General features: G+C 72.4%; 25 protein-coding genes and 2 pseudogenes. 23 read left to right on the plus strand and 4 right to left on the minus strand.

All coding sequences use genetic code 11. The features are described from left to right. The coding region (locus AB0M29_RS10065; protein ID WP_365381946.1) for a substrate-binding domain-containing protein at positions 1-162 on the plus strand (162 nt) is incomplete at its 5' end. A gap of 189 nt (positions 163-351) precedes the next feature. Then, on the plus strand, positions 352-483 hold the full coding sequence (locus AB0M29_RS10070) for a hypothetical protein (protein ID WP_365381588.1): 132 nt from the start codon (positions 352-354) through the stop codon (positions 481-483). Between the two features lie 27 nt (positions 484-510). Here the strand turns inward: AB0M29_RS10070 and rsgA are convergent, their stop codons facing one another. Continuing rightward, positions 511-1,653, minus strand: a complete 1,143-nt coding sequence (gene rsgA, locus AB0M29_RS10075; protein ID WP_365381590.1) for a ribosome small subunit-dependent GTPase A — start codon at positions 1,651-1,653, stop codon at positions 511-513. Between the two features lie 239 nt (positions 1,654-1,892). Next, on the minus strand, positions 1,893-2,345 hold the full coding sequence (locus tag AB0M29_RS10080) for a molybdopterin-dependent oxidoreductase (protein ID WP_365381591.1): 453 nt from the start codon (positions 2,343-2,345) through the stop codon (positions 1,893-1,895). 371 nt (positions 2,346-2,716) lie between these two features. On the opposite strand from AB0M29_RS10080, the gene modA reads away from it, so the two are divergent. From modA to AB0M29_RS10115, 7 genes and pseudogenes are all read left to right on the plus strand, one after another. Further along, positions 2,717-3,559, plus strand: a complete 843-nt coding sequence (gene modA, locus AB0M29_RS10085; RefSeq protein WP_365381593.1) for a molybdate ABC transporter substrate-binding protein — start codon at positions 2,717-2,719, stop codon at positions 3,557-3,559. Beyond that, on the plus strand, positions 3,556-4,431 hold the full coding sequence (locus tag AB0M29_RS10090; RefSeq protein ID WP_365381595.1) for an ABC transporter permease: 876 nt from the start codon (positions 3,556-3,558) through the stop codon (positions 4,429-4,431). Before modA ends, AB0M29_RS10090 begins: the two co-directional genes overlap by 4 nt. After that, the gene (locus AB0M29_RS10095) at positions 4,428-5,537 is read left to right on the plus strand and encodes an ABC transporter ATP-binding protein (RefSeq protein WP_365381597.1); all 1,110 of its coding nucleotides are present in this window, start codon (positions 4,428-4,430) and stop codon (positions 5,535-5,537) included. Before AB0M29_RS10090 ends, AB0M29_RS10095 begins: the two co-directional genes overlap by 4 nt. 16 nt (positions 5,538-5,553) lie before the next feature. Then, positions 5,554-5,913: pseudogene (locus AB0M29_RS10100) on the plus strand (LysR family transcriptional regulator); the annotation flags it as partial. 2 nt (positions 5,914-5,915) lie between these two features. After that, positions 5,916-6,350: pseudogene (locus tag AB0M29_RS10105) on the plus strand (NAD(P)-dependent oxidoreductase); the annotation flags it as partial. 124 nt (positions 6,351-6,474) lie between these two features. After that, positions 6,475-6,870 (plus strand): nitroreductase/quinone reductase family protein, encoded by a 396-nt coding sequence (locus AB0M29_RS10110; RefSeq protein ID WP_365381598.1) that lies wholly within the window; start codon positions 6,475-6,477, stop codon positions 6,868-6,870. A 63-nt stretch (positions 6,871-6,933) separates the two neighbouring features. Further along, positions 6,934-7,365: a VOC family protein gene (locus AB0M29_RS10115; protein WP_365381600.1), complete on the plus strand. Its 432-nt coding sequence runs from the start codon at positions 6,934-6,936 to the stop codon at positions 7,363-7,365. Positions 7,366-7,400: 35 nt separating this feature from the next. Here AB0M29_RS10115 and AB0M29_RS10120 read toward each other — a convergent pair whose 3' ends face one another. Together AB0M29_RS10120 and AB0M29_RS10125 are read right to left on the minus strand one after the other, a co-directional pair. Continuing rightward, entirely contained in the window at positions 7,401-8,090 is a 690-nt protein-coding gene (locus AB0M29_RS10120; RefSeq protein ID WP_365381602.1) for a helix-turn-helix transcriptional regulator, read from the minus strand. 41 nt (positions 8,091-8,131) lie between these two features. Further along, a complete protein-coding gene (locus AB0M29_RS10125; protein ID WP_365381604.1) occupies positions 8,132-9,376 on the minus strand; it encodes a YihY/virulence factor BrkB family protein in 1,245 nt (414 codons plus the stop codon). Between the two features lie 18 nt (positions 9,377-9,394). Between AB0M29_RS10125 and AB0M29_RS10130 the strand changes: the two genes are divergently transcribed. The 14 genes from AB0M29_RS10130 (at position 9,395) to AB0M29_RS10195 (ending at position 23,342) form a co-directional block, all read left to right on the plus strand. Continuing rightward, on the plus strand, positions 9,395-11,044 hold the full coding sequence (locus AB0M29_RS10130) for an acyl-CoA dehydrogenase family protein (protein ID WP_365381606.1): 1,650 nt from the start codon (positions 9,395-9,397) through the stop codon (positions 11,042-11,044). A gap of 598 nt (positions 11,045-11,642) precedes the next feature. Next, on the plus strand, positions 11,643-12,917 hold the full coding sequence (locus AB0M29_RS10135; protein WP_365381608.1) for a GAF domain-containing protein: 1,275 nt from the start codon (positions 11,643-11,645) through the stop codon (positions 12,915-12,917). Positions 12,918-13,068: 151 nt separating this feature from the next. Then, complete coding sequence (locus tag AB0M29_RS10140) at positions 13,069-13,623, plus strand: GNAT family N-acetyltransferase (protein ID WP_365381610.1); 555 nt, start codon at positions 13,069-13,071, stop codon at positions 13,621-13,623. 69 nt (positions 13,624-13,692) lie between these two features. Then, on the plus strand, positions 13,693-13,776 hold the full coding sequence (locus AB0M29_RS10145) for a putative leader peptide (protein ID WP_322899662.1): 84 nt from the start codon (positions 13,693-13,695) through the stop codon (positions 13,774-13,776). Between the two features lie 156 nt (positions 13,777-13,932). Beyond that, a complete protein-coding gene (locus tag AB0M29_RS10150; protein WP_365381611.1) occupies positions 13,933-15,657 on the plus strand; it encodes a nitrite/sulfite reductase in 1,725 nt (574 codons plus the stop codon). Further along, positions 15,654-15,833 (plus strand): hypothetical protein, encoded by a 180-nt coding sequence (locus AB0M29_RS10155; protein WP_365381613.1) that lies wholly within the window; start codon positions 15,654-15,656, stop codon positions 15,831-15,833. The genes AB0M29_RS10150 and AB0M29_RS10155 overlap by 4 nt, the downstream gene beginning before the upstream one ends. Then, the gene (locus AB0M29_RS10160) at positions 15,830-16,543 is read left to right on the plus strand and encodes a phosphoadenylyl-sulfate reductase (RefSeq protein WP_365381615.1); all 714 of its coding nucleotides are present in this window, start codon (positions 15,830-15,832) and stop codon (positions 16,541-16,543) included. Before AB0M29_RS10155 ends, AB0M29_RS10160 begins: the two co-directional genes overlap by 4 nt. After that, positions 16,543-17,103 carry an adenylyl-sulfate kinase gene (gene cysC, locus AB0M29_RS10165; protein ID WP_365381616.1) on the plus strand — a complete coding sequence of 187 codons (561 nt, stop codon included), beginning with the start codon at positions 16,543-16,545 and terminating at the stop codon, positions 17,101-17,103. Before AB0M29_RS10160 ends, cysC begins: the two co-directional genes overlap by 1 nt. Then, complete coding sequence (gene cysD / locus AB0M29_RS10170) at positions 17,100-18,029, plus strand: sulfate adenylyltransferase subunit CysD (protein WP_365381618.1); 930 nt, start codon at positions 17,100-17,102, stop codon at positions 18,027-18,029. The genes cysC and cysD overlap by 4 nt, the downstream gene beginning before the upstream one ends. A 2-nt stretch (positions 18,030-18,031) precedes the next feature. Continuing rightward, positions 18,032-19,378: a GTP-binding protein gene (locus AB0M29_RS10175; RefSeq protein WP_365381620.1), complete on the plus strand. Its 1,347-nt coding sequence runs from the start codon at positions 18,032-18,034 to the stop codon at positions 19,376-19,378. Between the two features lie 262 nt (positions 19,379-19,640). Beyond that, positions 19,641-20,768 carry an aliphatic sulfonate ABC transporter substrate-binding protein gene (locus AB0M29_RS10180; RefSeq protein WP_365381621.1) on the plus strand — a complete coding sequence of 376 codons (1,128 nt, stop codon included), beginning with the start codon at positions 19,641-19,643 and terminating at the stop codon, positions 20,766-20,768. Between the two features lie 75 nt (positions 20,769-20,843). Then, positions 20,844-21,638, plus strand: a complete 795-nt coding sequence (locus AB0M29_RS10185; protein WP_365381623.1) for an ABC transporter ATP-binding protein — start codon at positions 20,844-20,846, stop codon at positions 21,636-21,638. Beyond that, positions 21,625-22,587 (plus strand): ABC transporter permease, encoded by a 963-nt coding sequence (locus AB0M29_RS10190; protein WP_365381625.1) that lies wholly within the window; start codon positions 21,625-21,627, stop codon positions 22,585-22,587. Before AB0M29_RS10185 ends, AB0M29_RS10190 begins: the two co-directional genes overlap by 14 nt. Beyond that, positions 22,587-23,342, plus strand: a complete 756-nt coding sequence (locus AB0M29_RS10195; RefSeq protein ID WP_365381627.1) for a sirohydrochlorin chelatase — start codon at positions 22,587-22,589, stop codon at positions 23,340-23,342. Before AB0M29_RS10190 ends, AB0M29_RS10195 begins: the two co-directional genes overlap by 1 nt. The last annotated feature ends 55 nt before the right edge of the window (positions 23,343-23,397 follow it).

Raw genomic sequence — 23,397 nt, forward strand, 5'->3', positions numbered from 1 at the left:
CCGCCCCTGACCACCATCCGCCAGGACATCGAGGAAATGGGCCGCCTCATGGCCCGCCTCCTGCTGCGCGCCATCGAACCCCCGGCCGCCACCCGGGGTTCCGTCCCCGCCCCCTCCTCGATCGTCACGCCGACGCAGCTCGTGGTGCGCGCCTCCGCCTAGCGGGCGGTTCGGGCCTTGCGGCGTAGCTCACCCCGGAGCCGGGTTTTCGCAGGCCACGGCGGGTGCCGGGGCCGATCCGAACTCCTGTGTGTGATCTGTGGGTTGGAAACGCCGGGCAAAGGGAAGGTCACGAACAGGCAGCGAACGTGAGGGTGCGGTGAAGGCCGCACGGATACGCGGAGGTCAGGTATGACCGTGATTCTCGGCATTGTGATCGTGGCACTCGTGGTCGCCGTCGTCGTCGGTTCGTTCTGGAGCGCGGGCAGCCCGATCGCGGTCCGGCGCCGCCACGGACAACGTCCCGGTGGCGGCGCCGGATGACGGCGCGTCAGTACGGCTGATCCCGGGTCAGTAGACCCTGCGGTGGCCACCGCCGCCGCCCCGCTTGCGCAGGTACATCTCGCGTCCCGCGGCGGACCGTTCCTTCCATACGCGCCGCATCTCGGCGCGCGCCCGCTGGTCGGTGCGTGAGGCGATCCACGCGTTCTCCCGCAGCAGCTTGCGGTAGCTCTCCAGCCGGCGGTGCTGCAGCCTGCCGTCCTCCAGCGCGGCGAGTACCGCGCAGCCCGGCTCGGACACATGGGAGCAGTCCTGGAACCGGCAGTCGGCGGCCAGTTCCTCGATCTCGGAGAACACCTGGGTGAGCCCGGCCTCGGCGTCCCAGAGCCCGACGCCGCGCAGCCCGGGGGTGTCGATCAGCACGCCGCCGCCGGGCAGCGGCAGCAGGTCGCGGGTGGTCGTGGTGTGCCTGCCCTTGCCGTCGGCGTCCCGGGTGGCCTGCACCTCCTGCACCTCGCGCCCCAACAGGGCGTTGGTCAGCGTGGACTTGCCCGCGCCCGACTGCCCGAGCAGCACCGCGGTGCCGCCCGCCAGGACGGCCCCGAGCACATCGAGCCCCTCGCCGGTCGCGGCGCTGGCCACCAGTACCTGGACGCCGGGCGCGGCGGCCTCCGCGTCGGCCAGCAGATGGGTGGTGTCGGGCACCAGGTCGGCCTTGGTCAGGACGACCAGCGGCTGCGCGCCGCTCTCCCAGGCCAGGGAGAGGAAGCGCTCCAGCCGTCCGAGGTCGAGTTCGGCCGCCAGCGAGACCGCGATCACCGCGTGGACGATGTTCGCCGCGAGCACCTGGCCCTCGGACCTCTTGGACGACGCCGAGCGGACGAAGGCGGTCCGCCGCGGCAGCAGTGCCCGTACCGACGGGCCCTTGGGTTGCGCGGGGTCGGGGTCGACCACCGCCCAGTCGCCGGTGCACGCCACCCGTGTCGGATCGGGCGAGTGCACCGGATCGGTGTCGGCGCGCAGGGTGACGAGTCCGCCCGCGTCACCGGGGACGACGACGTCGCACATCCCCCGGTCGACCCGGACGATACGGCCGGGCAGCAGTCCCTGCCCGGCGTGTGAGGCGAACCGCTCCGCCCACTCCTCGTCCCAGCCGTACGAGGCGAGGGGGTGCGAGGAGGCGGACGGGGCGGTGAGAGAAGACGAAGACAAGGGGAGACCCTTCGATGGGTGGCCCCGGCACCGCGCGCACGGGCGCGGAAGGAAGAGGTGAGGTCAGCCGGAGACCACGGGGGTGGAGTGGATGTACTGGCGAATGCGGGCAGCGCCCAGCGCAATGACAGTCATCGGTCAACACCTCCCAGGTCTTCTCCGTCGGGTCACCACGGCGGCCCGACCGGGCCCCGCAGACAACGCCCGTACCGTAGCGCCCCTCCCTGATCGGGCGCCAGCTATTTTCCGCCGGGGTGCGATCCGGGGTGCCATCCGGGGTGCGAGGTCGTGCGGATCGCGGAGATCGCACTGATGTGGCGGGCCCCGCAGCGGTCCTGGGGCAGCACGAGTTGGGGGCCGTACGCGTCGAGCGGGGTGGTGTCGATACGGGTGGCGAGCAGGACGGGGGCACGCCCGAAGTCGGGGTCGATCTCGGCCCAGGACAGCAGCGCGAGATGGCCGTCGAGGCCGGTGACGGCGATCAGGAAGCGCAGCCGCTCCCGGCGGCTGGCGGGGTCGAAGGCCGGGCGGGCGGCACGCAGCACGTCGTAGAGGAGCGGGCCGCGGAAGTGGTGGTGCTGGATGCCGCTGCTGGCGCAGTCGAAGCTGACGTCGGCCTCGTGCTCGGGCCAGTCGCGCAGGTCGGCGACCGTGAGGCGGAGGGGGCGCGCGATGTCGCCGGTCAGTTCCACTCATGTCTGATTCCCGACCCCGCGGTCGGATATGCCGCAGGAGCGAGCGGAATCCGGTCGATCCCGCACTTCTGCGGTCGCTCATGGCACACCCGGCTGGCATCTGCAGGTGCGGGGGCCGACACGCAATCGTGTGATCGCACAAGCGAGCGGCATGTGCCGGATTGTTGAGCTTATGCAATGCGACAGCAGACTTACGCCTCGCAGATACGTCACTATGATCGACACATGCACACGTACCGGATCGGTGAGATCACGGCTTCTGCCGAGGTCATGACGGGGGTCAGCGCGGACCCCCCGCGGGTCTCCTCCGCGCACCACCGCTTCGCGTGAACCCGCGCGTCTGTGCGCGGCAGAGAGGGAGAACTCCTGTGACAACCCGTACCGCGCGGCGTCGCGCCCTGCAGCTCGCCGTCGGCACGTCTGCCGTGCTGCTGGCGCTCACCGCCTGTTCCTCGTCGGACAAGAAGTCGGACAGCACCTCTTCCGGCACTCCTGGCGGCACCACGACGAGCGCTTCGGCGGGCTCGCAGAAGGTCACCGGCACGGTCACCGTCTTCGCCGCGGCCTCGCTGAAGGAGAGCTTCACGACGCTGGGCAAGGAGTTCGAGGCGGCGTATCCGGGCTCCAAGGTGACGTTCAACTTCGGCGGCAGCGACACGCTCGCGGCGAGCATCACCTCCGGCGCCCCGGCCGATGTCTTCGCCTCGGCGAGCCCGAAGACGATGAAGACGGTCACGGACGCCAAGGACGCGGACGGCACCCCGGCCACCTTCGTCCGCAACCAGCTGGAGATCGCGACGCTGCCCGGCAACCCGGACAAGATCGCCTCGCTCAAGGACCTGACGAAGTCCGGGGTGAAGGTCGCGCTCTGCGCGAAGACGGTGCCCTGCGGCGCCGCCGCGCAGAAGGCGCTGACCGCCAGCCACCTGACGCTGACTCCGGTCACGTACGAGACGGACGTCAAGGCGGCGCTGACGAAGGTGGAGCTGAAGGAGGTCGACGCGTCCGTCGTCTACAAGACCGACGTGCAGGCCGCCGGCGGCAAGGTCACGGGCGTCGAGTTCCCCGAGTCCGCCTCGGCGATCAACACCTACCCGATCGTGAAGCTGAAGAACGCGCAGAACGCCGCGGGCGCCGACGCGTTCATCGCGTTCGTGCAGTCGGCCGAGGGCCAGAAGGTGCTGTCCGCGGCGGGCTTCCTCAAGCCGTGACGGACGGCGACCGCGCGGGCGCCGCGGCCGATCTCCTGGAGTCCCCGCACACCGGGGGCCCGGGGGGACGGCCGCGGCGCCCGCGTGTCCGGGGGCACGGCGTGCCGCTCCCCCTGCTGCTGCCCGCGCTGCTCGGACTGGTCTTCCTGCTGCTGCCGCTGGTCGCGCTGCTGGTCAGGGCGCCCTGGAGCAGCCTGCCCTCGGAACTCACCAGCGCCGCCGTCTGGCAGGCACTGCGGCTGTCGCTGCAGACCGCCAGCCTGGCCACCGCGGTCTCACTGGTGCTCGGGGTGCCGCTGGCCTGGCTGCTGGCCCGCACGGCCTTCCCCGGGCGGGGGCTCGTACGGGCGCTGGTGACGCTGCCGTTGGTGCTGCCCCCGGTGGTCGGCGGTGTGGCGCTGCTGCTGGCGCTCGGCCGCAACGGCATCGTGGGCCGCTGGCTGGACTCGGCCTTCGGCATCACCCTGCCGTTCACCACGGCCGGGGTGGTCGTGGCGGAGGCGTTCGTGGCGATGCCGTTCATGGTGATCAGCGTCGAGGGCACGCTACGGGCCGCCGACGTGCGCTACGAGGAGGCCGCCGCCACGCTGGGCGCCTCGCGCTTCACCGCCTTCCGGCGGGTCACGCTGCCGATGATCGCACCCGGGGTCGCGGCCGGCGCCGTACTGGCCTGGGCGCGGGCGCTCGGCGAGTTCGGCGCCACCATCACCTTCGCGGGCAGCTTCCCCGGCCGCACCCAGACGATGCCGCTGGCCGTCTACCTCGCGCTCCAGGACGACCCGGAGGCGGCCATCGCACTGAGCCTGGTGCTGCTCGCGGTGTCCATCGCCGTACTCGCCGGGCTCAGGGAACGCTGGACGGCCGCCGCGTGAACCGGTTCACGAAGGAGAAGGAGCGGGGCGTGGCCGGTGGCGCGCCCGGCCTCGACGCCCATCTGCTGCTGGACCGGGGGAGCTTCCGGCTGGACGTACGGCTGTCGGTGGCGCCCGGCGAGGTACTGGCGCTGCTCGGGCCCAACGGCGCGGGCAAGACCACCGCACTGCGCACCCTGGCCGGGCTGACCCCGCTGACCGGCGGCCATCTGCGGCTCGACGGGCGGGAGCTGGAGGACCCGGCGCGGCGGCGGCGCGTGGCGCCCGAGGACCGCCCGGTCGGAGTGATCTTCCAGGACTACCTGCTCTTCCCGCATCTGACGGCGCTGGACAACGTGGCGTTCGGGCCGCGCTGCCAGGGCGTCGGCAAGGCCGAGGCGCGCGCCCACGCGGCCGAACTCCTGGACCGGATGGGGCTGTCGGACCACGCGCAGGTGAAGCCGCGGCGGCTGTCGGGCGGGCAGGCGCAGCGGGTCGCGCTGGCCCGCGCGCTGGCCACCGAGCCGCGGCTGCTGCTGCTCGACGAGCCGCTGGCGGCACTCGACGCCCGCGCCCGGCTGGACGTACGGGCCGAACTGCGCCGCCATCTGGCCGCGTTCGAGGCGGTGGCGGTGCTGGTCACCCACGATCCGCTGGACGCGATGGTGCTCGCCGACCGGCTGGTCGTCATCGAGGGCGGCCAGGTGGTCCAGGAGGGCACCCCGGCCGAGATCGCCCGCCGCCCGCGCACCGACTACATCGCCCGGCTGGTCGGGCTCAACCTCTACCAGGGCGAGGCCGAGGGGCACAGTGTCGTGCTCGGTCCCGGCCTCACCATGACCAGCACGGAGGAGCTGTCGGGACCGGTCTTCGTGGCCTTCCCGCCGAGCGCGGTCACCCTCCAGCGCGACCGTCCGGACTCCAGCGCGCGCAACGCCTGGCAGGCCAGGATCGACGGGCTGGAGTCGCACGGCGACCAGATCCGGGTGGCGCTGACCGGGGTGGCCGGTGAACTCCCGCTGACCGCCGACCTGACGGCGGTGGCCGTCGCCGAACTCGGCCTGCACGCGGACGCGGTGGTGTGGGCGACGGTCAAGGCCGCCCAGACGCACGCCTATCCCGCCTGACGGGCACACTGTCACCATGCTGCTGCGCCAGCTCGAATATCTGGTGGCCCTGGCCCGCTGGGGGTACCTCCCAGGCCGAAGGCTCTGGGGGAGTCACTTCGCCCGCGCCGCGGCGGCCTGTTACGTGTCGCAGCCGTCGCTGTCGGCCGCGATCCGCAAGCTGGAGCACGAGTTGGACGCGCCGATCGTGCGGCGCGGGCGGCGCTTCGAGGGGCTCACCCCCGAGGGCGAGCGGGTGCTGGCCTGGGCACACAAGGTGCTGGCCGAACGGGACGCGCTGGAGCAGGAGTTGTCGGCGATGCGCGGCGGCCTCGCGGGCACCCTGCGGATGGGCGCCATCCCCACCGCGACGACCGCGGCCTCGCTGCTGACCAGCGCATGCACGTCGGTACGGTCGCGGCGGGCCGGATCGGGCTGGCGGTGCTGCGCAGGCCGGCGCCGTTCGACGTCAAGCTGCACTACTTCGACCGGCAGCGGCTGCCGGAGCACATCGAGAAGGAGCTGAACCTGACCTTCCACCCCACGGCCGCCGACATGGTGCCGCACTGCGACGTGGTGACGATCAACGCGCCGCTGCACCCGGAGACCGAGGGCCTGTTCGACGACGCGATGATCGGGCGGATGAAGCGCGGCGCGTATCTGATCAACACCGCCCGCGCGCGGATCTGCGACCGGGACGCGGCCGACCGGGCGCTGCGCGACGGGCGTCTCGCCGGGTACGCGGGAGACGTCTGGTACCCGCAGCCCGCCGGGGCCGTGGCGGGCGGCGGCCTTGCCGGAACCGGCGCCCGGTCGTACTCGACCAGGAGCTGACACCGCCCGCCCCGGTCGGTGCGGCGCCGCCGCGGGGCAGCGGTGCACCCTCGCGGCGGCGCTTCAACTCCCATACGATCAACGGCAGTTGAGCCTCATGTCGAGACTGATGGGAGCACCGCACGTGTCCCCCAGCAAGGAGAAGAAGTTCCAGGTCATCACCTCGATCCAGCGGCGGACCGAGAATCCGCTGATGATCAGGAACCCGTTGCAGACGGTTCTGGTGACCACCGGCCGCACGTCCGGACTGGCCCGCCGTACACCGATCGGCGGGCGCAGGGTGGGCCGTACCTTCTGGTTCGTCGCCGCGCACGGCCACCGCGCCAACTATGTGCGCAACATCGAGAAGAACCCCGAAGTGCGGCTGCGGCACCACGGCCGCTGGTACACCGGCACCGCGTACCCGATGCCGGACGACGACCCCATCGCCCGGATGAAGATGCTGCCGCGCGTCAACAGCGCGCTGGCGCGGGTGCTGGGCACGGGGCTGATGACCATACGGGTCGACCTCACGAAATGACGTAAGGGCGCGTGTCCGATTCCTTCAAGACGGCCGGTACGGGTGCGGCCTAGCGTGGTCGGTATGACAGCACGCAACGCACCCGTACCCCGTATTGACCTGATCGGCATGGTCGTCGCGGACATGGCGGCCTCACTGGCCTTCTACCGCCGCCTGGGCATCGACGTGCCCGCCGAGGCGGACGGCGAGCCGCATGTCGAAGCGGCCCTCCCCGGCGGCCTGCGGCTGGCCTGGGACACCGTGAAGACCGTCCAGTCCTTCGACCCGAGCTGGACCCCGGCCACCGGCACCCGCGTCTCGCTCGCCTTCGACTGCGGCACCCCGGCGGGGGTCGACGCGGTCTACGCCGAACTGACCGCGGCCGGCCACCCCGGCCATCTGGAGCCGTGGGACGCCTTCTGGGGCCAGCGCTACGCCGCGCTCCTCGACCCGGACGGCAACGGCGTCGACCTCTTCGCGGCGTCGGACACGGGCGACGGGCAGCCGCAGGGCTGAGATCGCCGGGCCGCAGGCCGTTCTCGGCGTCGGCGTCAGGGCCGCAGCAGCCGCCCTAGGGGTACGCCCGCGAGCGCCTTCACCTCGCGGGCGAGGTGGGCCTGGTCGGCGTAGCCCGCGCGCAGTGCGACCTCGGCGAAGGCGGTGCCGCGCCGGGCCAGCGCGAGCGCCCGCTGCATCCGCAGCACCCGGGCCAGGGTCTTGGGCCCGTAGCCGAAGGCCGCCTCGCAGCGGCGGCGCAACTGCCGCTCCCCCAGCCCCGTACCGGCCGCGACGGCGGACAGCGGGCGGCCCGCGCGCAGCCCCGCCGCCACCCCCGCGGACAGCGGGTCGGCGGGGCCGGTCTCGTGCGTCCGCCGTACCGCCCACTCCTCCAGGACCGCCGCCGGGTCGCCGCCGCCCGCCCGGTCGGCGAGTGCGCGGGCAGCCCGCGCGGGCCACAGGGCGTCCAGCGGCACCCGCTGGTCGCGCAGTTCGCGGGCGGGCGCGCCGAGTGCCCGGGGACCGGCGCCGGGGGCGAAGCGCAGTCCCGCGTACGCGCTGCCGGGACGGTCGGCGGACAGGTGCGCGACGGTGTCGGGCCCGGCGACCAGCAGCGCGCCGTCGTGCCAGATCAGGTCCATGCAGCCGTCGGGCAGCACCCGGTACTCGCCACTGCCGCAGCCGTCGTCGTCGCGGGTCCACACGATGACACCCGGTACCAGGGCGGCGCGTTCCTCGTACATACCTCCATGGTGCCCCTTTCCCGGCCGCCGTCAGAAGACGGTCAGAAGTACGGCGGGGACGGCGGGCGCTGCGGAGGGGGCGGCGGGGGCGGCGGGGGCGGGGGCTGCGGCGGCCTCGGGGGCGGCGCGGGCACGACGGGCGCGGGCTGGTCCGCTGCCGGGCGGCGCGGGCGGCGCAGCCGGGAGCGCACATCGGCGTGCGGCAGGAACCCGGCCCAGCGCTCCGGGAACTCCGCGGGCGGGTCCTCCTCGGGACCCATCTCGTCGTCGGCGAAGTGCGCGCGGGCGGCGCGGCGGGCCGCGGCCTGGGCCACCACCTCCGCGGCGGCGGCCTCGCGCAGCCTGGCGTTCTCCTCGCGGGCCGCGGCGGTCGCCAGCGACGGCCAGACCCGGTCCACGGCGGCGTTGACCGCGGCGCCCACCAGGACCGCGAAGGCCGACACCCCGATCCACAGCAGTACGGCGACAGGCGCGGCCAGCGACCCGTAGATCGTCGGCCCCTCCACGGTGTGGGTGAGGTAGATCCTCAGCACGAAACTGCCGCCCACCCACATGAACAGCGCGATCAGGGCGCCCGGCACGTCCTCGTACCAGGGCGATCTGACCGGCACGGACACGTGGTAGAGCGTGGTGAGGAAGGCGACGGAGGCCACCAGCACGATCGGCCAGTACAGCAGGTTCACGGTGCCCGCGCCGCCGGGCAGCACCTCGACCGCGGTGTTGGGCCCGGCCACGATCAGCGGCAGCACGGCCGCGCCCAGGATGAGCGCCACGACGTAGAGGGCCAGCGACATCAGCCGGGTCCTGACGATGCCGCGGCGGCCCTCCAGCCCGTACATGATCGTGATGGTGTCGACGAAGACGTTGACCGCCCGCGAGCCGGACCACAGGGCGATCAGGAAGCCGAGCGAGATCAGATCGGGGCGGCGGCCGTGGAAGACGTCGTCGACCAGGGGTTTGACCAGTTCGTTGACGCCCTTGTCGGACAGCACGGTGGCCGATGCCTTGAGGATGTTGTGGCGGATGTGATCTATGGTGTCGAGGCCGACAATGGTGTCGACGTAACCCAGCGCACCGACCAGCCCCAGCAGCAGCGGCGGCAGCGAGAGCAGCACGAAGAAGGCCGCTTCCGCGGCCAGTCCGGTGACCCGGTACTCCATGCAGGAGTTGACGGTGTCCTTCAGCAGCAGCCACGCGACCTTGCGCTTGGAGACGTTGCGGTAGAGCACCCGCGCCCGGCGCCAGCGGCCAGGTCGCCGATGGGTTCTTCCTTCTGCTGCTTGCACCCCCTTACGTTAGCTGGCATGACAGCCCTCACCCACACGGTGACCAACCAGGCTCCGCCGCTGGTCGGCCACGACGTCTACGCCACCGACAGCGCCCTGACCGAGGCCGTCGCCCGCCATGTCGACCCGGCCCGGCTGGACGAGATCAGCGACGAGCTGAGCACGCTCGGCCGGGCCGCGGGCTCCGCCCAGGCACAGCGCTGGGGCGAGGAGGCGAACACCTACTCCCCCGTGCTGCGCACCCACGACCGCTACGGCAACCGGATCGACGAGGTGGACTTCCACCCGTCGTACCACCGACTGCTCGGGCACGCGGTGTCCGCGGGACTGACCGACGCGTGGTCGCGCCCCGACGGCCATGTGCGGCGTGCGGCGGGGTTCCTGGTCTGGTCGCAGGCCGAGGCCGGGCACGGCTGCCCGGTGTCGATGACGCATGCCGCGGTACCCGCGCTGCGCACCGACCCGGCGCTGGCCGCCGAGTGGGAGCCGCGGCTGGGCTCACGGGTCTACGATCCGCGGCTGGCGGCTCCCGGCGCGAAGCCCGGGGCGCTGTTCGGGATGGGCATGACGGAGAAGCAGGGCGGCTCCGACGTGCGGGCGAACACCACCCGGGCGGAACCGCTGGCGGAGGAGGGCGCCTACGCGCTGACCGGGCACAAGTGGTTCTGCTCGGCGCCGATGTCGGACGGCTTCCTGGTGCTCGCCCAGGCGGTCTCCGCCGGGAACGGCGGTCTGACCTGCTTCCTGCTGCCGCGGGTGCTGCCCGACGGCACCCGTAACGCCTTCGCCATCCAGCGGCTGAAGGACAAGCTCGGCAACCGCTCCAACGCCTCCTCCGAGGTGGAGTTCCACGGCACCTGGGCGCGCCGGGTCGGCGAGGAGGGGCGCGGGGTGGCCACCATCATCGAGATGGTGGCGGCGACCCGGCTGGACTGCGCGCTCGGCTCCGCCGCGCTGATGCGGCAGGCGGTGGCGCAGGCGGTGCACCACGCCACGTACCGCAGTGCCTTCGGCGGGCCGCTGATCGACAAGCCGCTGATGCGGAACGTCCTGGCGGACCTGGCCGTGGAGTCGGAGGCGGCGACCGCCACGGTGCTGCGGCTGGCGGCGGCGTGCGACACGGACACCGAGCAGGAGCGGGCGTTCCGGCGGCTCGCGGTGGCGGTCACCAAGTTCTGGGTGACCAAGCGGTGTCCGGTGGTGGCGGCCGAGGCGCTGGAGTGCCTGGGCGGCAACGGCTACGTGGAGGAGTCGGGGATGCCGCGGCTGTTCCGCGAGTCGCCGCTCAACTCCGTCTGGGAGGGCTCGGGCAACGTCCAGGCGCTCGACGTGCTGCGCGCTCTCCAGCGCGAGCCGCAGGCCCTGAACGCCTTCCTCAGCGAGATCGGCCTCGCCCGCGGCGCCGACCACCGGCTCGACGGCGCGATCAAGGACCTCCTCACCGAACTCTCCGACCTCAGCCACCTCGAGGCGCGCGCCCGCCGCGTCGTCGAGCGCATGGCCCTGGTCCTCCAGGGCTCCCTCCTCGTCCGCTTCGCCCCGCCCCCCGTCGCCGACGCCTTCTGCGCCTCCCGCCTCTCCGGCGACTGGGGCACCACCTTCGGCACCCTCCCCCCGACCCTGGACCTGAAGGCGATCGTGAACAGGGCAGCACCGGTGGAGGACTGAGGGCGCCCCGGGGGTGGGGGTGCGGGGAAGGGGCTCGGGGCTTCCGGATTCGGTACGGCATCAGCCCCTTTTTTGCCGCCCTCTCGCCTCCGGCGGCTTAGACCCGGTGTCGACGGTCGATCGTGCTCGATCCCCTCGTTCCTCGGGGAACTCCGCGCGTTCTCCCTTTCAACACCGGCGCCGCCTTTGGCTCGCTGGCTACATCACCGCAACCCGCGACGCAGAGGCACCGTTCCGGGGTGCCGGACCGTGCCCCGAAGGGGCGCGGGGAACTGCGCGATGGGGGCACCTCCCGGCCGAAGGCTGGGGGACCCCGCCAGGGGAAGGTCCCGGGGACGGGCTCGGGCGGCAGCCCGAGGGGTAGGCGCAAAACGGCGCGGCAGCGGTGCCGTCCCCGGCCCCGGGGGTGGGCCAGGAGAAAGGTTTCCGCTGCCGCGCCTGCAGAGGGTGGCGCCGCGCCGACTCGGCACCACCCCCGGTCATGTGGGGCTCTCTGACCCGCGCCGGTACGGTGACGCGGCGTCACTGTCCGTCGAAGTCGCGTACGCTCGCAACGGTTGCATCCCGTTGCAACCGTTTCCGGCAGGGCGGGGGTGCGGTGACTCAGCTACCGATCGAGTCCGGAGGGCTGGACTCGATGGACGTGCGCGCCTCCGCGCACCTGCTCGCCTCGGTCCGCGAGGCCACTCTTGCGGGTGAGATCCCGCCCACGCCGCCGCGGGCAGTGATCGGCGCGTCATGGGAGCGCGTCCAACGCCGCGGCGTCGACCCTGACATCGGCCGGCACAACGGCCTGCTGAGCACCGAGGAGATCGAGCACCGGCGGCAGTCCACGCCGCTCGGCGACGTGCTCCCGCTGTTGCGCGAGGGCCTGGTCTCGGTCGCGGACGCCGCCTGGCACATCATGGTCGTCACCGACGCGGACGGCCGGGTGCTGTGGCGGGACGGCAGCCTGGCGGTGCGCAAGAGCGCCGACCGGCTCGGCTTCGCCGAGGGCGCGTCCTGGTCCGAGGACGTGGTCGGCACCAACGCGATCGGCACGGCGCTGGTGACCCGTACGCCCCTGCAGGTGCACTCCGCCGAGCACTTCGTCCGTACCCACCACGGCTGGACGTGCGCCGCCGCGCCGCTGCACGACCCGCGCGACGGGCGGCTGCTGGGCGTGGTGGACGTGAGCGGGCCCGCCGCGACCGTGCACCCGGCGACCCTGTCGCTGGTGTCGGCGGTCGCCCGGGTCGCCGAGGGCGAGCTGCGCAACCGGCACTGGGCGGCGGTGAACCGGCTGCGGTCGATCGCGGCGCCGCTGCTCGCCCGGTTCGAGGGCCAGGCGCTGGCCGTCGACCGCAACGGCTGGACCGCCGCGGTGACCGGGATGGCGCCGCCGGACCGGGTGGCGCTGCCCCCGACCGTGCGGGCCGGGCAGAGCTGGCTGCCGTCGCTCGGGCTGTGCGTGCTGGAACCGCTGCCCGGCGGCTGGCTGATCAGGATCGGCGGCCGGGAGCGGGCGCCCGCGGCCAGCCGGGTGGTGCTGGACGTGAGCCGCCCGCGCAGCTGGCTGGTGACGGTCACGGGCGCCGCCGGGAGTTGGGCGCAGCAGCTCAGCCCGCGCCACGCGGAGCTGCTGTTCGTGCTGGCCGTGCACCGCGGCGGCCGCACCGCGGCGGAGCTGGCGGCCGACCTGTTCGGCGACCCCACCCGCACCGTCACCGTACGGGCCGAACTCTCCCGGCTGCGGCGCAATCTCGCCGGTGTCCTCGCGCACCGCCCCTACCGCTTCGCCGACGGGGTGGATGTCCAACTCGTACGCCCACAGCATCCGCTGGACCTCCTCCCCCACTCCCTGGCGCCGGCCGTCCTGGCGGCCCGCCGCTGACCTCACCCCGGGCTCCCACTCGGCGGTTACGGTGTGTGTCCGGACGGTGACCATGGAAACGGACCCGCCGCGGCAGCGTCAAGAGGCCGCCTCCGGCCGATGCGCGACATCCGGCCACCGGGTGTCCTGGGGCGCCGCATAAGGTGAGGCCATGAGCACCGCCCTGACCACCTGGTCCCTGGAGATGAACGCCGCCGACGAGCTGCGGGCGGCGGCCGTGCCGCCGGGGGAGGCAGGGGTGGCGGTCGTGCGGGCGGAGGTCGCTTCCGGGGAGTTCGGGCGGTTCCTCTATACGGCGGTGGGCGCGGACTGCGCGTGGACGGACCGGCTGCCGTGGACGCGGGAGCGGTGGGGCGACCATCTGGCCGAGCCGGGCACCGAGGTGTGGGTGGCGTACCAGCACGGCACCCCGGCCGGTTACGTGGAGTTGGGCGCGCAGGACGCCGGCGTGGTGGAGATCGTGTACTTCGGGCTGCTGCCGCAGTTCCGCGGCCGCGGTCTCGGCGGCCATCTGCTGTCGTACGGCGTGCGGCGCGCCTGGGACCTGGGCGAGCGGTGGGAGGGGCGCGGGGCGACGACCCGGGTGTGGGTGCACACCTGCTCGCTCGACGGGCCGCACGCGCTGGCCAACTACCAGCGCCGCGGCTTCCGGGTGTTCGACACCGTCACGGAGAGCACCGTGACACAGGACACAGTGTCTCAGTAACTGAGATTATCTGGTCCACATAGTGGATAGCGGTGGACTCTCCCGAGACCCGCATGCCACGCTTCCGTCATGTCGCGCACTGGAATCGCCTTGGTAGGTCGGCCGCACGTCGACTTCTGCCGCGTGTCCAGCGCCATCTGTCCGGCGGGCTGACCGCACTGCCCCAACCTCCGCCATCCCCGTCGTCGTGGATGCCCGGGAGTGACCCGCCGCCGCCCGCTGCGCACCGCAGCCCTGTGATTCCCCAGGCCAACGGGTTCTTCCGCGCTGTTTCGACCGTATTCGAGCCTGCCCGAAGGACGCATCGCCATGGCTTCCAGCCCTGACCTCCCCCAGACTCCGGCCTCGGGCGACCCCGCCGCGGCCCCCGCCGCGCGTCGCAAGACCAGGCGGCACCGCGGTGAGGGCCAGTGGGCCAAGGGCCACTTCACTCCGCTCAACGCCAACGAGCAGACCAAGAAGGACGACGACGGTCTCAACGTACGGACACGTATTGAGACGATCTACTCCAAGGCGGGCTTCGACTCCATCGACGGCGCCGACCTGCGCGGACGGATGCGCTGGTGGGGTCTGTACACCCAGCGCCGCCCCGGGATCGACGGTGGCCGCACCGCGATCCTGGAGCCGGAGGAGCTGGACGACCGCTACTTCATGATGCGGGTCCGGATCGACGGCGGCCGGCTGACCGTGGCGCAGCTGCGGGTGATCGGTGAGATCTCCCAGGAGTTCGCCCGCGGCACCGCCGACATCACCGACCGGCAGAACGTGCAGTACCACTGGATCCGGATCGAGGACGTGCCGGAGATCTGGCGCCGCCTCGAAGAGGTCGGACTGTCCACCACCGAGGCGTGCGGCGACACCCCGCGCACCATCCTCGGCTCCCCGGTGGCCGGGATCGCCGCCGACGAGATCATCGACGGCACGCCCGCGATCGAGGAGATCAAGACCCGCTACATCGGCAGCAAGGACTTCTCCAACCTGCCGCGCAAGTTCAAGACCGCGGTCTCCGGCTCGCCGCTGCTCGACGTGGTGCACGAGATCAACGACGTGGCCTTCGTGGGCGTGCGCCACCCCGAGCACGGCCCCGGCTTCGACCTGTGGGTCGGCGGCGCGCTATCCACCAACCCGCGGCTCGGCGAGCGCCTGGGCGCCTGGGTGCCGTTGGCCGAGGTCCCGGAGGTGTGGGCCGGTGTGGTCGGCATCTTCCGCGACTACGGCTACCGGCGGCTGCGCTCCCGCGCCCGGCTGAAGTTCCTGCTGGCCGACTGGGGCGTGGAGAAGTTCCGCCAGGTGCTGGAGGACGAGTACCTGGGGCGCGCGCTGGTCGACGGCCCCGGGCCCGAACTGCCGCAGGAGCGCTGGCGCGACCACATCGGCGTCCACCAGCAGAACGACGGCCGCTACTACGTCGGCTTCGCCCCGCGGGTCGGCCGGATCGACGGCACCACGCTGACGAAGATCTCCGCGCTGGCCGCGGACCACGGCTCGGACCGGCTGCGGACCACCACCGACCAGAAGATGCTGGTGCTGGACATCGAGGAGTCCAGGATCGAGTCGCTGGTGTCCGGGCTCGAGTCGCTCGACCTCCAGGTCCGCCCGTCGTCCTTCCGGCGCGGCACGCTGGCCTGCACCGGTATCGAGTTCTGCAAGCTGGCGATCGTCGAGACCAAGGCGCGCGGCGCGTCCCTGATCGACGAACTGGAGCGCAGGCTGCCGGACTTCGACGAGCCGATCGCGATCAACATCAACGGCTGCCCCAACTCCTGCGCCCGTATCCAGACCGCCGACATCGGTCTGAAGGGCCAGCTCGTCACCGGCCCCGACGGGCAGCAGACCGAGGGCTTCCAGGTGCACCTGGGCGGCGGCCTCGGACTGGAGCCCGGCTTCGGCCGCAAGGTGCGCGGGCTGAAGGTCACCGCGGCCGAACTGCCGGACTACGTCGAGCGGGTGCTCACCCGGTTCCAGGCCGAGCGCACCGACGGCGAGCGGTTCGCCCAGTGGGCGGCGCGGGCGTCCGAGGAGGCGCTGTCATGAGCGAGCGGGCCGCGCCGTTCTACTGCCCCTACTGCGGGGACGAAGACCTGCGTCCCTCGGAGGAGGGCCACGGCACATGGGAATGCCGGGCGTGCAGTCGCGCATTCCAGGTGAGGTTCCTCGGACTGCTGTCCAGGGGACCGCAGTCCGATTCGACCGATGGAGGCGCTTCGTGACCACCACCTCGACTCCCCGGCACACCGCGGAGGAACTGCAGCGGCTCGCCGAACAGGCGGGCCGCGACCTGGAGGAGGCGTCCGCGCTCGACGTGCTGCGCTGGGCCGCCGAGACCTTCGGGCCGCGGTTCTGCGTGACCTCCTCGATGGAGGACGCCGTCGTCGCGCACCTCGCCTCGCGCGCGCTGCCCGGCGTCGACGTCGTCTTCCTCGACACCGGCTACCACTTCCCCGAGACCATCGGCACCCGGGACGCCGTCGCGGCGGTGATGGACGTGAACGTCATCACGCTCACCCCGCGGCAGACCGTCGCCGAGCAGGACGCCGAGTACGGGCCGAAGCTGCACGACCGCGACCCCGACCTGTGCTGCGCGCTGCGCAAGGTCGCCCCGCTGGAGCAGGGCCTGCGCGACTACGACGCCTGGGCGACCGGGCTGCGCCGCGACGAGTCCCCGACCCGCGCCAACACCCCGGTGGTGAGCTGGGACGCCAAGCGGCGGAAGGTCAAGATCGCGCCGATAGCCCGCTGGACGCAGGCCGACGTGGAGGCGTACGTGGCCGAGCACGGGGTCCTCACCAACCCGCTGCTGATGGACGGTTACGCCTCGGTCGGCTGCGCGCCCTGCACCCGCCGGGTGCTGGAGGGCGAGGACGCCCGCTCCGGGCGCTGGGCGGGTCTGGGCAAGACCGAGTGCGGGATCCACCTCTGATGACACACCAGGAGTTCGACATGGGCACCGGAGCCACCGTATGGCTCACCGGTCTGCCGAGCGCGGGCAAGACCACGCTCGCGTACGCGCTGGCGGAGCGGCTGCGCGGTGAGGGACACCGCGTCGAGGTGCTCGACGGCGACGAGATCCGCGAGTTCCTCTCGGCGGGCCTCGGGTTCAGCCGTGAGGACCGGCACACCAATGTGCAGCGGATCGGCTTCGTGGCCGAGCTGCTCGCCTCGCACGGTGTGAAGGTGCTCGTGCCGGTCATCGCCCCGTACGCGGACAGCCGCGAGGCGGTCCGCAAGCGCCACCAGGCGCAGGGCACCGGCTATGTGGAGGTGCATGTCGCCACTCCCGTCGAGGTCTGCTCGGACCGCGACGTGAAGGGGCTGTACGCCAAGCAGGCCGCGGGCGAACTCACCGGTCTGACCGGCGTGGACGACCCGTACGAGGCCCCGGAGGACCCGGACCTGCGGATAGAGACGCAAGGCCACACGGTCCAGGAGTCGGCTGACACCTTGCACGCTCTGCTTGTCGAGAGGGGACTGGCGATATGACGACGACCGCCGTGGTGCCGACGGACAGCCCGTACGCGCTGTCGCACCTGGACGCGCTGGAGTCCGAGGCCGTGCACATCTTCCGGGAGGTGGCGGGCGAGTTCGAGCGGCCCGTGATCCTCTTCTCGGGCGGCAAGGACTCGATCGTCATGCTGCACCTGGCGCTCAAGGCGTTCGCGCCCGCCGCGGTGCCGTTCTCGCTGCTGCACGTGGACACCGGGCACAACTTCCCCGAGGTGCTGGAGCTGCGCGACCGCACGGTCGCCGAGCACGGGCTGCGGCTCCATGTCGCGATGGTGCAGGACTACATCGACGACGGCCGGCTGCGCGAGCGCCCCGACGGGCTGCGCAACCCGCTGCAGACGGTGCCGCTGACCGAAGCGATCCAGAAGCTGCGCTTCGACGCGGTCTTCGGCGGCGGGCGGCGCGACGAGGAGAAGGCCCGCGCCAAGGAGCGGGTGTTCTCGCTGCGCGACGAGTTCTCGCAGTGGGACCCGCGCCGGCAGCGCCCCGAGCTGTGGCAGCTCTACAACGGCAGGCACGCGCCGGGCGAGCACGTCCGGGTGTTCCCGCTGTCGAACTGGACCGAGCTGGACGTGTGGCAGTACATCGCCCGTGAGGGCATCGAGCTGCCGGAGATCTACTTCGCGCACGAGCGCGAGGTGTTCAGCCGGTCCGGGATGTGGCTGACCGCGGGCGAGTGGGGCGGCCCCAAGGACGGCGAGCCGGTCGAGACCCGGATGGTGCGCTACCGCACCGTCGGCGACATGTCCTGCACCGGCGCCGTCGACTCGGCCGCCACCACGCTCGACGCCGTGATCACCGAGATCGCCGCGTCCCGGCTGACCGAACGGGGAGCCACCCGCGCCGACGACAAGATGTCAGAGGCCGCGATGGAAGACCGCAAGCGCGAGGGGTACTTCTAACCATGACCGGCACCGTGAACCCCCTCACCGCCGAGCAGTTGTCGGCGACCACCCTGCTGCGCTTCGCCACCGCGGGCTCCGTCGACGACGGCAAGTCCACGCTGGTGGGCCGGCTGCTGCACGACTCCAAGTCGGTGCTCAGCGACCAACTGGAGGCGGTCGAGCGGGTGTCGCAGGACCGCGGCCAGGAGGCCCCGGACCTGGCGCTGCTCACCGACGGCCTGCGCGCCGAGCGCGAGCAGGGCATCACCATCGACGTGGCCTACCGCTACTTCGCCACCGCCCGGCGCCGGTTCATCCTGGCCGACACCCCGGGGCACGTGCAGTACACCCGCAACATGGTGACCGGCGCCTCGACCGCCGAGCTCGCCGTGGTGCTGGTCGACGCGCGCAACGGCGTGGTGGAGCAGACCCGCAGGCACGCGGCGGTCGCGGCGCTGCTGCGGGTGCCGCACGTGGTGCTCGCGGTCAACAAGATGGACCTGGTGGACTACGCGGAGCCGGTCTTCGCCGCCATCGCCGAGGAGTTCACCGCGTACGCGGCGGCGCTCGGCGTGCCGGACATCACCGCCATCCCGATCTCGGCGCTGGCCGGTGACAACGTGGTGGAGCCGTCCGCGCACATGGACTGGTACGGCGGCCCGACGGTGCTGGAGCACCTGGAGACGGTGCCGGTCAGCCATGACCTCACCGGCTGCCCGGCGCGCTTCCCGGTGCAGTACGTGATCCGGCCGCAGACCGCGGAGCACCCCGACTACCGGGGCTACGCGGGCCAGATCGCCTCCGGGCTGCTGCGGGTCGGCGACGCGGTGACGGTGCTGCCGTCGGGCCGTACCACCACGATCGCCGGGATCGACGCGCTCGGCCGCAGCGTCGACACCGCGTGGGCGCCGCAGTCCGTCACCGTGCTGCTCGCCGACGACCTGGACATCTCGCGCGGCGACCTGATCGCGCAGACCGCCACGGCGCCGGCCACCACCCAGGACGTACGGGCCACCGTGGCGCATCTGCACGAGCGTCCGCTGCGGATCGGCGACCGGGTGCTGCTCAAGCACGCCACCCGGACGGTGAAGGCGATCGTCAAGGCGCTGCCGTACCGGATCGACCTCTCGCACGGTCTGGCGCACGAGAACGACCCGGCGGAGCTGGAGGTCAACGACATCGGCGCGGTGGAGCTGCGGACCGCGGAGCCGCTGCCGCTGGACGCGTACGCCGACTCGCGGCTGACCGGCTCCTTCCTGCTGATCGACCCGGCGGACGGCACGACGCTGACCGCCGGTATGGCCGGAGAGGCCTTCGCCGAGGTGAAGGTCCCGACGGCGGCCGACGACGACGGATGGGACTTCTGACGATGGATCAGGATGCCTTCTCGGGATTCGCGAAGGAGGGCGGCCGCGTCGGCAGCGGCGCGCTCGGCGCGGGGACGGGCGGGGTCGCGCGATGTGTGCGCTGACTCCGATGGCAGCGGTTCGCGTGTGCAACGCGACCGCCGCCGTACGCCCCGGCCGTGTCGCACGCGGCCCGCAGCACCGCTTTCGAAGACCTGACGACCCTCCGGCCGCGCCCTCCTAGACGGGCGCGACACGCCGGGCCTTACGAGAGGACACGCCCGTGTCTGCCCAGCACCGTCCAGCAGTCCGCCGCAGACTCATCGCCGCGGCCGCCACCCTGCCGATCCTGATCGGCGCGCTCGCCGCCTGCGGCTACGGCTCCAAGAAGGACGACTCCTCCGACTCGTCGCCCGCGCCGGTCGCCAGCGCCGGTACGAAGAAGCTCTCCGCCGACGAGGTGAAGATCGGCTACTTCCCGAACCTGACCCACGCCACTCCGCTGGTCGGGCTCAAGGAGGGCCTGTTCCAGAAGGAACTGGGCGCCACGAAGATCAAGGAACTGACCTTCAACGCCGGGCCCGCGGAGATCGAGGCGCTCAACGCCGGTTCGATCGACATCGGCTGGATCGGCCCCTCCCCGGCGATCAACGGCTACACCAAATCGAACGGCACCAGCCTGCGGATCATCTCGGGCTCCGCCTCGGGCGGTGTGAAGCTGGTCGTCAACCCGGCCAAGATCAAGACGCTCGACGACGTCAAGGGCAAGAAGATCGCCACCCCGCAGCTCGGCAACACCCAGGACGTGGCGCTGCTGAACTGGATCGCGTCCAAGGGCTGGAAGGTCGACGCGCAGAGTGGCAAGGGCGATGTGTCGGTGGTCCGCACCGACAACAAGATCACCCCGGACGCCTACAAGAACGGGTCGATCGACGGGGCGTGGGTGCCGGAGCCGACCGCCTCGAAGCTGGTCGCCGAGGGCGCGAAGGTGCTGCTCGACGAGAGCACGCTGTGGCCCGACAAGAAGTTCGTGATCACCAATGTGATCGTGTCGCAGAAGTTCCTCGCCGCGCACCCCGATGTCGTCGAGGCGGTGCTGCGGGGCTCGGTGAACACCAACGCCTGGATCGCGGCCAACCCCGACAAGGCCAAGGCGGACGCCAACGAGCAGCTCAAGCGGCTCACCCAGAAGGCGCTGCCGGCCAAGGTCCTCGACCCGGCCTGGCAGTCCATCCAGCTCCTCGACGACCCGCTGGCCGCCACGGCGAACCAGGAGGCCGCGCACGCGGTGTCGGCGGGGCTGCTCAAGAAGCCCGACCTGAACGGCCTGTACGACCTCACGCTGCTCAACAAGGTCCTCAAGGCGGCTGGCAAGCCGACCGTGGACGCGGCGGGGCTCGGCAAGCAGTAGCCCCGCACCAGCACTGTTTGCTCGCACCGAACAGTCCGCACGTCCAATGATCAGGACCCCCAGGAGGTGACACCGATGGCCGACACTCTCACCAGCGCCGTGGCACAGGCCACGGAACCCGCTGCGTACGCCGCGCGAATCGACCATGTGTCGAAGGCGTTCGGCAGGCCCGGCGCACAGCAGCTCGTACTGGACGACATCACCCTGGATGTACGTCCGGGTGAGTTCGTCTGCCTCCTGGGGGCCTCGGGGTGCGGCAAGTCCACCCTGCTCAATCTGGTGGCCGGTCTCGACAAGCCGTCCGCCGGGACGATCGACGCGTCCGGCGGACGGCCCGCGCTGATGTTCCAGGAGCACGCGCTGTTCCCCTGGCTGACGGCGGGCAAGAACATCGAACTCGCCCTGCGGCTGCGCGGGGTGCCGCGGGAGGAGCGCCGCCCGGAGGCCGAGCGGCTGCTCTCCCTGGTGCGGCTGGGCGGCGCCTACGGCAAGCGGGTGCACGAGCTGTCCGGCGGTATGCGGCAGCGGGTGGCGCTGGCCCGGGCGCTCGCCCAGGACAGCCAGCTGCTGCTGATGGACGAGCCGTTCGCGGCGCTGGACGCCATCACCCGTGACGTGCTGCACGACGAGCTGACCCGGATCTGGTCCGAGACGGACCTGTCGGTGCTGTTCGTGACGCACAACGTGCGCGAGGCGGTACGGCTGGCCGAGCGGGTGGTGCTGATGTCGTCCCGCCCCGGGCGGATCGCCCGCGAGTGGACCGTCGACATCCCGCAGCCGCGCCGTATCGAGGACGCGGCCGTGGCCGACCTGTCCGTCGAGATCACCGAAGAACTGCGTGGGGAGATCCGCCGCCATGGCCAGCACTGAGACGGAGCCCACGGGCAGCGCCGCCGGGCAGGACGAGGCGACGACCGCTGACGCCGCGGTCCCGGCGCAGAAGGCGGCGCCCGGGGTCCGGCACGACATGTCGGGCCTGGAGGCCGGTCTTGACGCGCTGGAGACCGTACAGGTCCAGCGCTCGCCGATCGGCGAGCTGCTGCTGAAGAAGGTGCTGCCGCCGATCTCGGCGATCGTGCTGGTGCTAGTGGTCTGGCAGCTCGCGGTGTGGGCGAAGCTCGCCGACCCGACGAAGCTGCCCAGCCCCTCGGCGGTCGGCCAGGAACTGTCCGACCGGTGGCAGGCGGGCGACCTGTTCTCCATCATCTGGACCAGCGTCGAGCACGGCCTGCTGGGCTTCCTGGCCGCGCTGGCCATCGGCACCCCGCTGGGCCTGCTGGTGGCCCGGGTGCCGTTCGTGCGGGCCGCGATCGGCCCGATCCTGTCCGGGCTGCAGTCGCTGCCGTCGGTGGCGTGGGTGCCGGCCGCCGTCATCTGGCTGGGCCTGAACAACTCCACCATGTACGCGGTCATCCTGCTGGGCGCGGTCCCGTCGATCGCCAACGGCCTGGTGTCCGGCATCGACCAGGTGCCGCCGCTGTATCTGCGGGCGGGCCGCACCATCGGCGCGACCGGGCTGCGCGGCGCCTGGTTCATCCTGCTGCCCGCCGCGCTGCCCGGCTACATCGCGGGCCTCAAGCAGGGCTGGGCGTTCTCCTGGCGCTCGCTGATGGCCGCGGAGCTGATCGCCTCCTCCCCCGACCTGGGCGTGGGCCTGGGCCGGTACCTGGAGAACATGCGGGAGTCCTCGGACATGGCGGGGGTCTTCCTCGGCATCCTGCTGATCCTGTTCGTCGGCATCGCCATCGACCAGATCATCTTCAGTCCCCTGGAGCGCTGGGTGCTGCGCAGCCGCGGGCTGTCGGCGAGGAGCCAGTAGTGCGCCCCGGCCAGTCGCCCCCGCTGCTCGTCATCGCGCACGGCTCCCGCGATCCGCGGCACGCCGCGACCGTGCGCGCCCTGACGCAAGCGGTACGGGCGGCCCGGCCGGGACTGCGGGTGGACACCGCGTTCCTGGACTTCTGCGCGCCCTCGGTGCCGCGGGTCCTGGAACGGCTGGCGGCCGACGGCGTACGCGACGCGGTGGCGCTGCCGCTGCTGCTGACCCGGGCCTTCCACGCCAAGGCCGACATCCCGGCCGTACTGCGCCAGGCACCGGCCAGGCTGCGGATCCGGCAGGCCGACGTGCTCGGCCCGTCGCCGCTGCTGACCGCCGCCCTGGAGCGGCGGCTGTACGACGCCGGGCTGCGGCCCGGCGACCGCTCGTCGACCGGCATCGTGCTGGCCTCGGCGGGCTCCACCGACCCGGAGGCGAGCGCGGTGATCGCTGAAATCGCGCGGGAGTGGCGGCACACCGGTTGGTGCGCCGTGCGGCCCGCGTTCGCCTCCGCATCCCTGCCGCGCACCGAGGACGCCGTCCGCGAGCTGCGCGCCGAGGGTGTCCGCCGGATCGCGGTCGCGCCGTATGTGATCGCGCCCGGCTTCCTGCCGGACCGGATCGCCCGCGGCGCCCGCGAGGCGGGCGCCGATCTGCTCGCCCCGGTGCTGGGCGCGGCGCCCGAGGTGGCCGAGCTGCTGCTGCGCCGCTACGACGAGGCGCTGCGGCCGTCGTTCCGGGCGCTGCTGTCCGCCTGAGAGCGGCTTCTCCTCGTACCCGCGAACCAGGCATACAATTCCGGCATTTCGTTGC

Origin of the sequence: Streptomyces sp. NPDC051976 (assembly GCF_040680795.1) — a bacterium.
GTDB lineage: Bacteria > Actinomycetota > Actinomycetes > Streptomycetales > Streptomycetaceae > Actinacidiphila.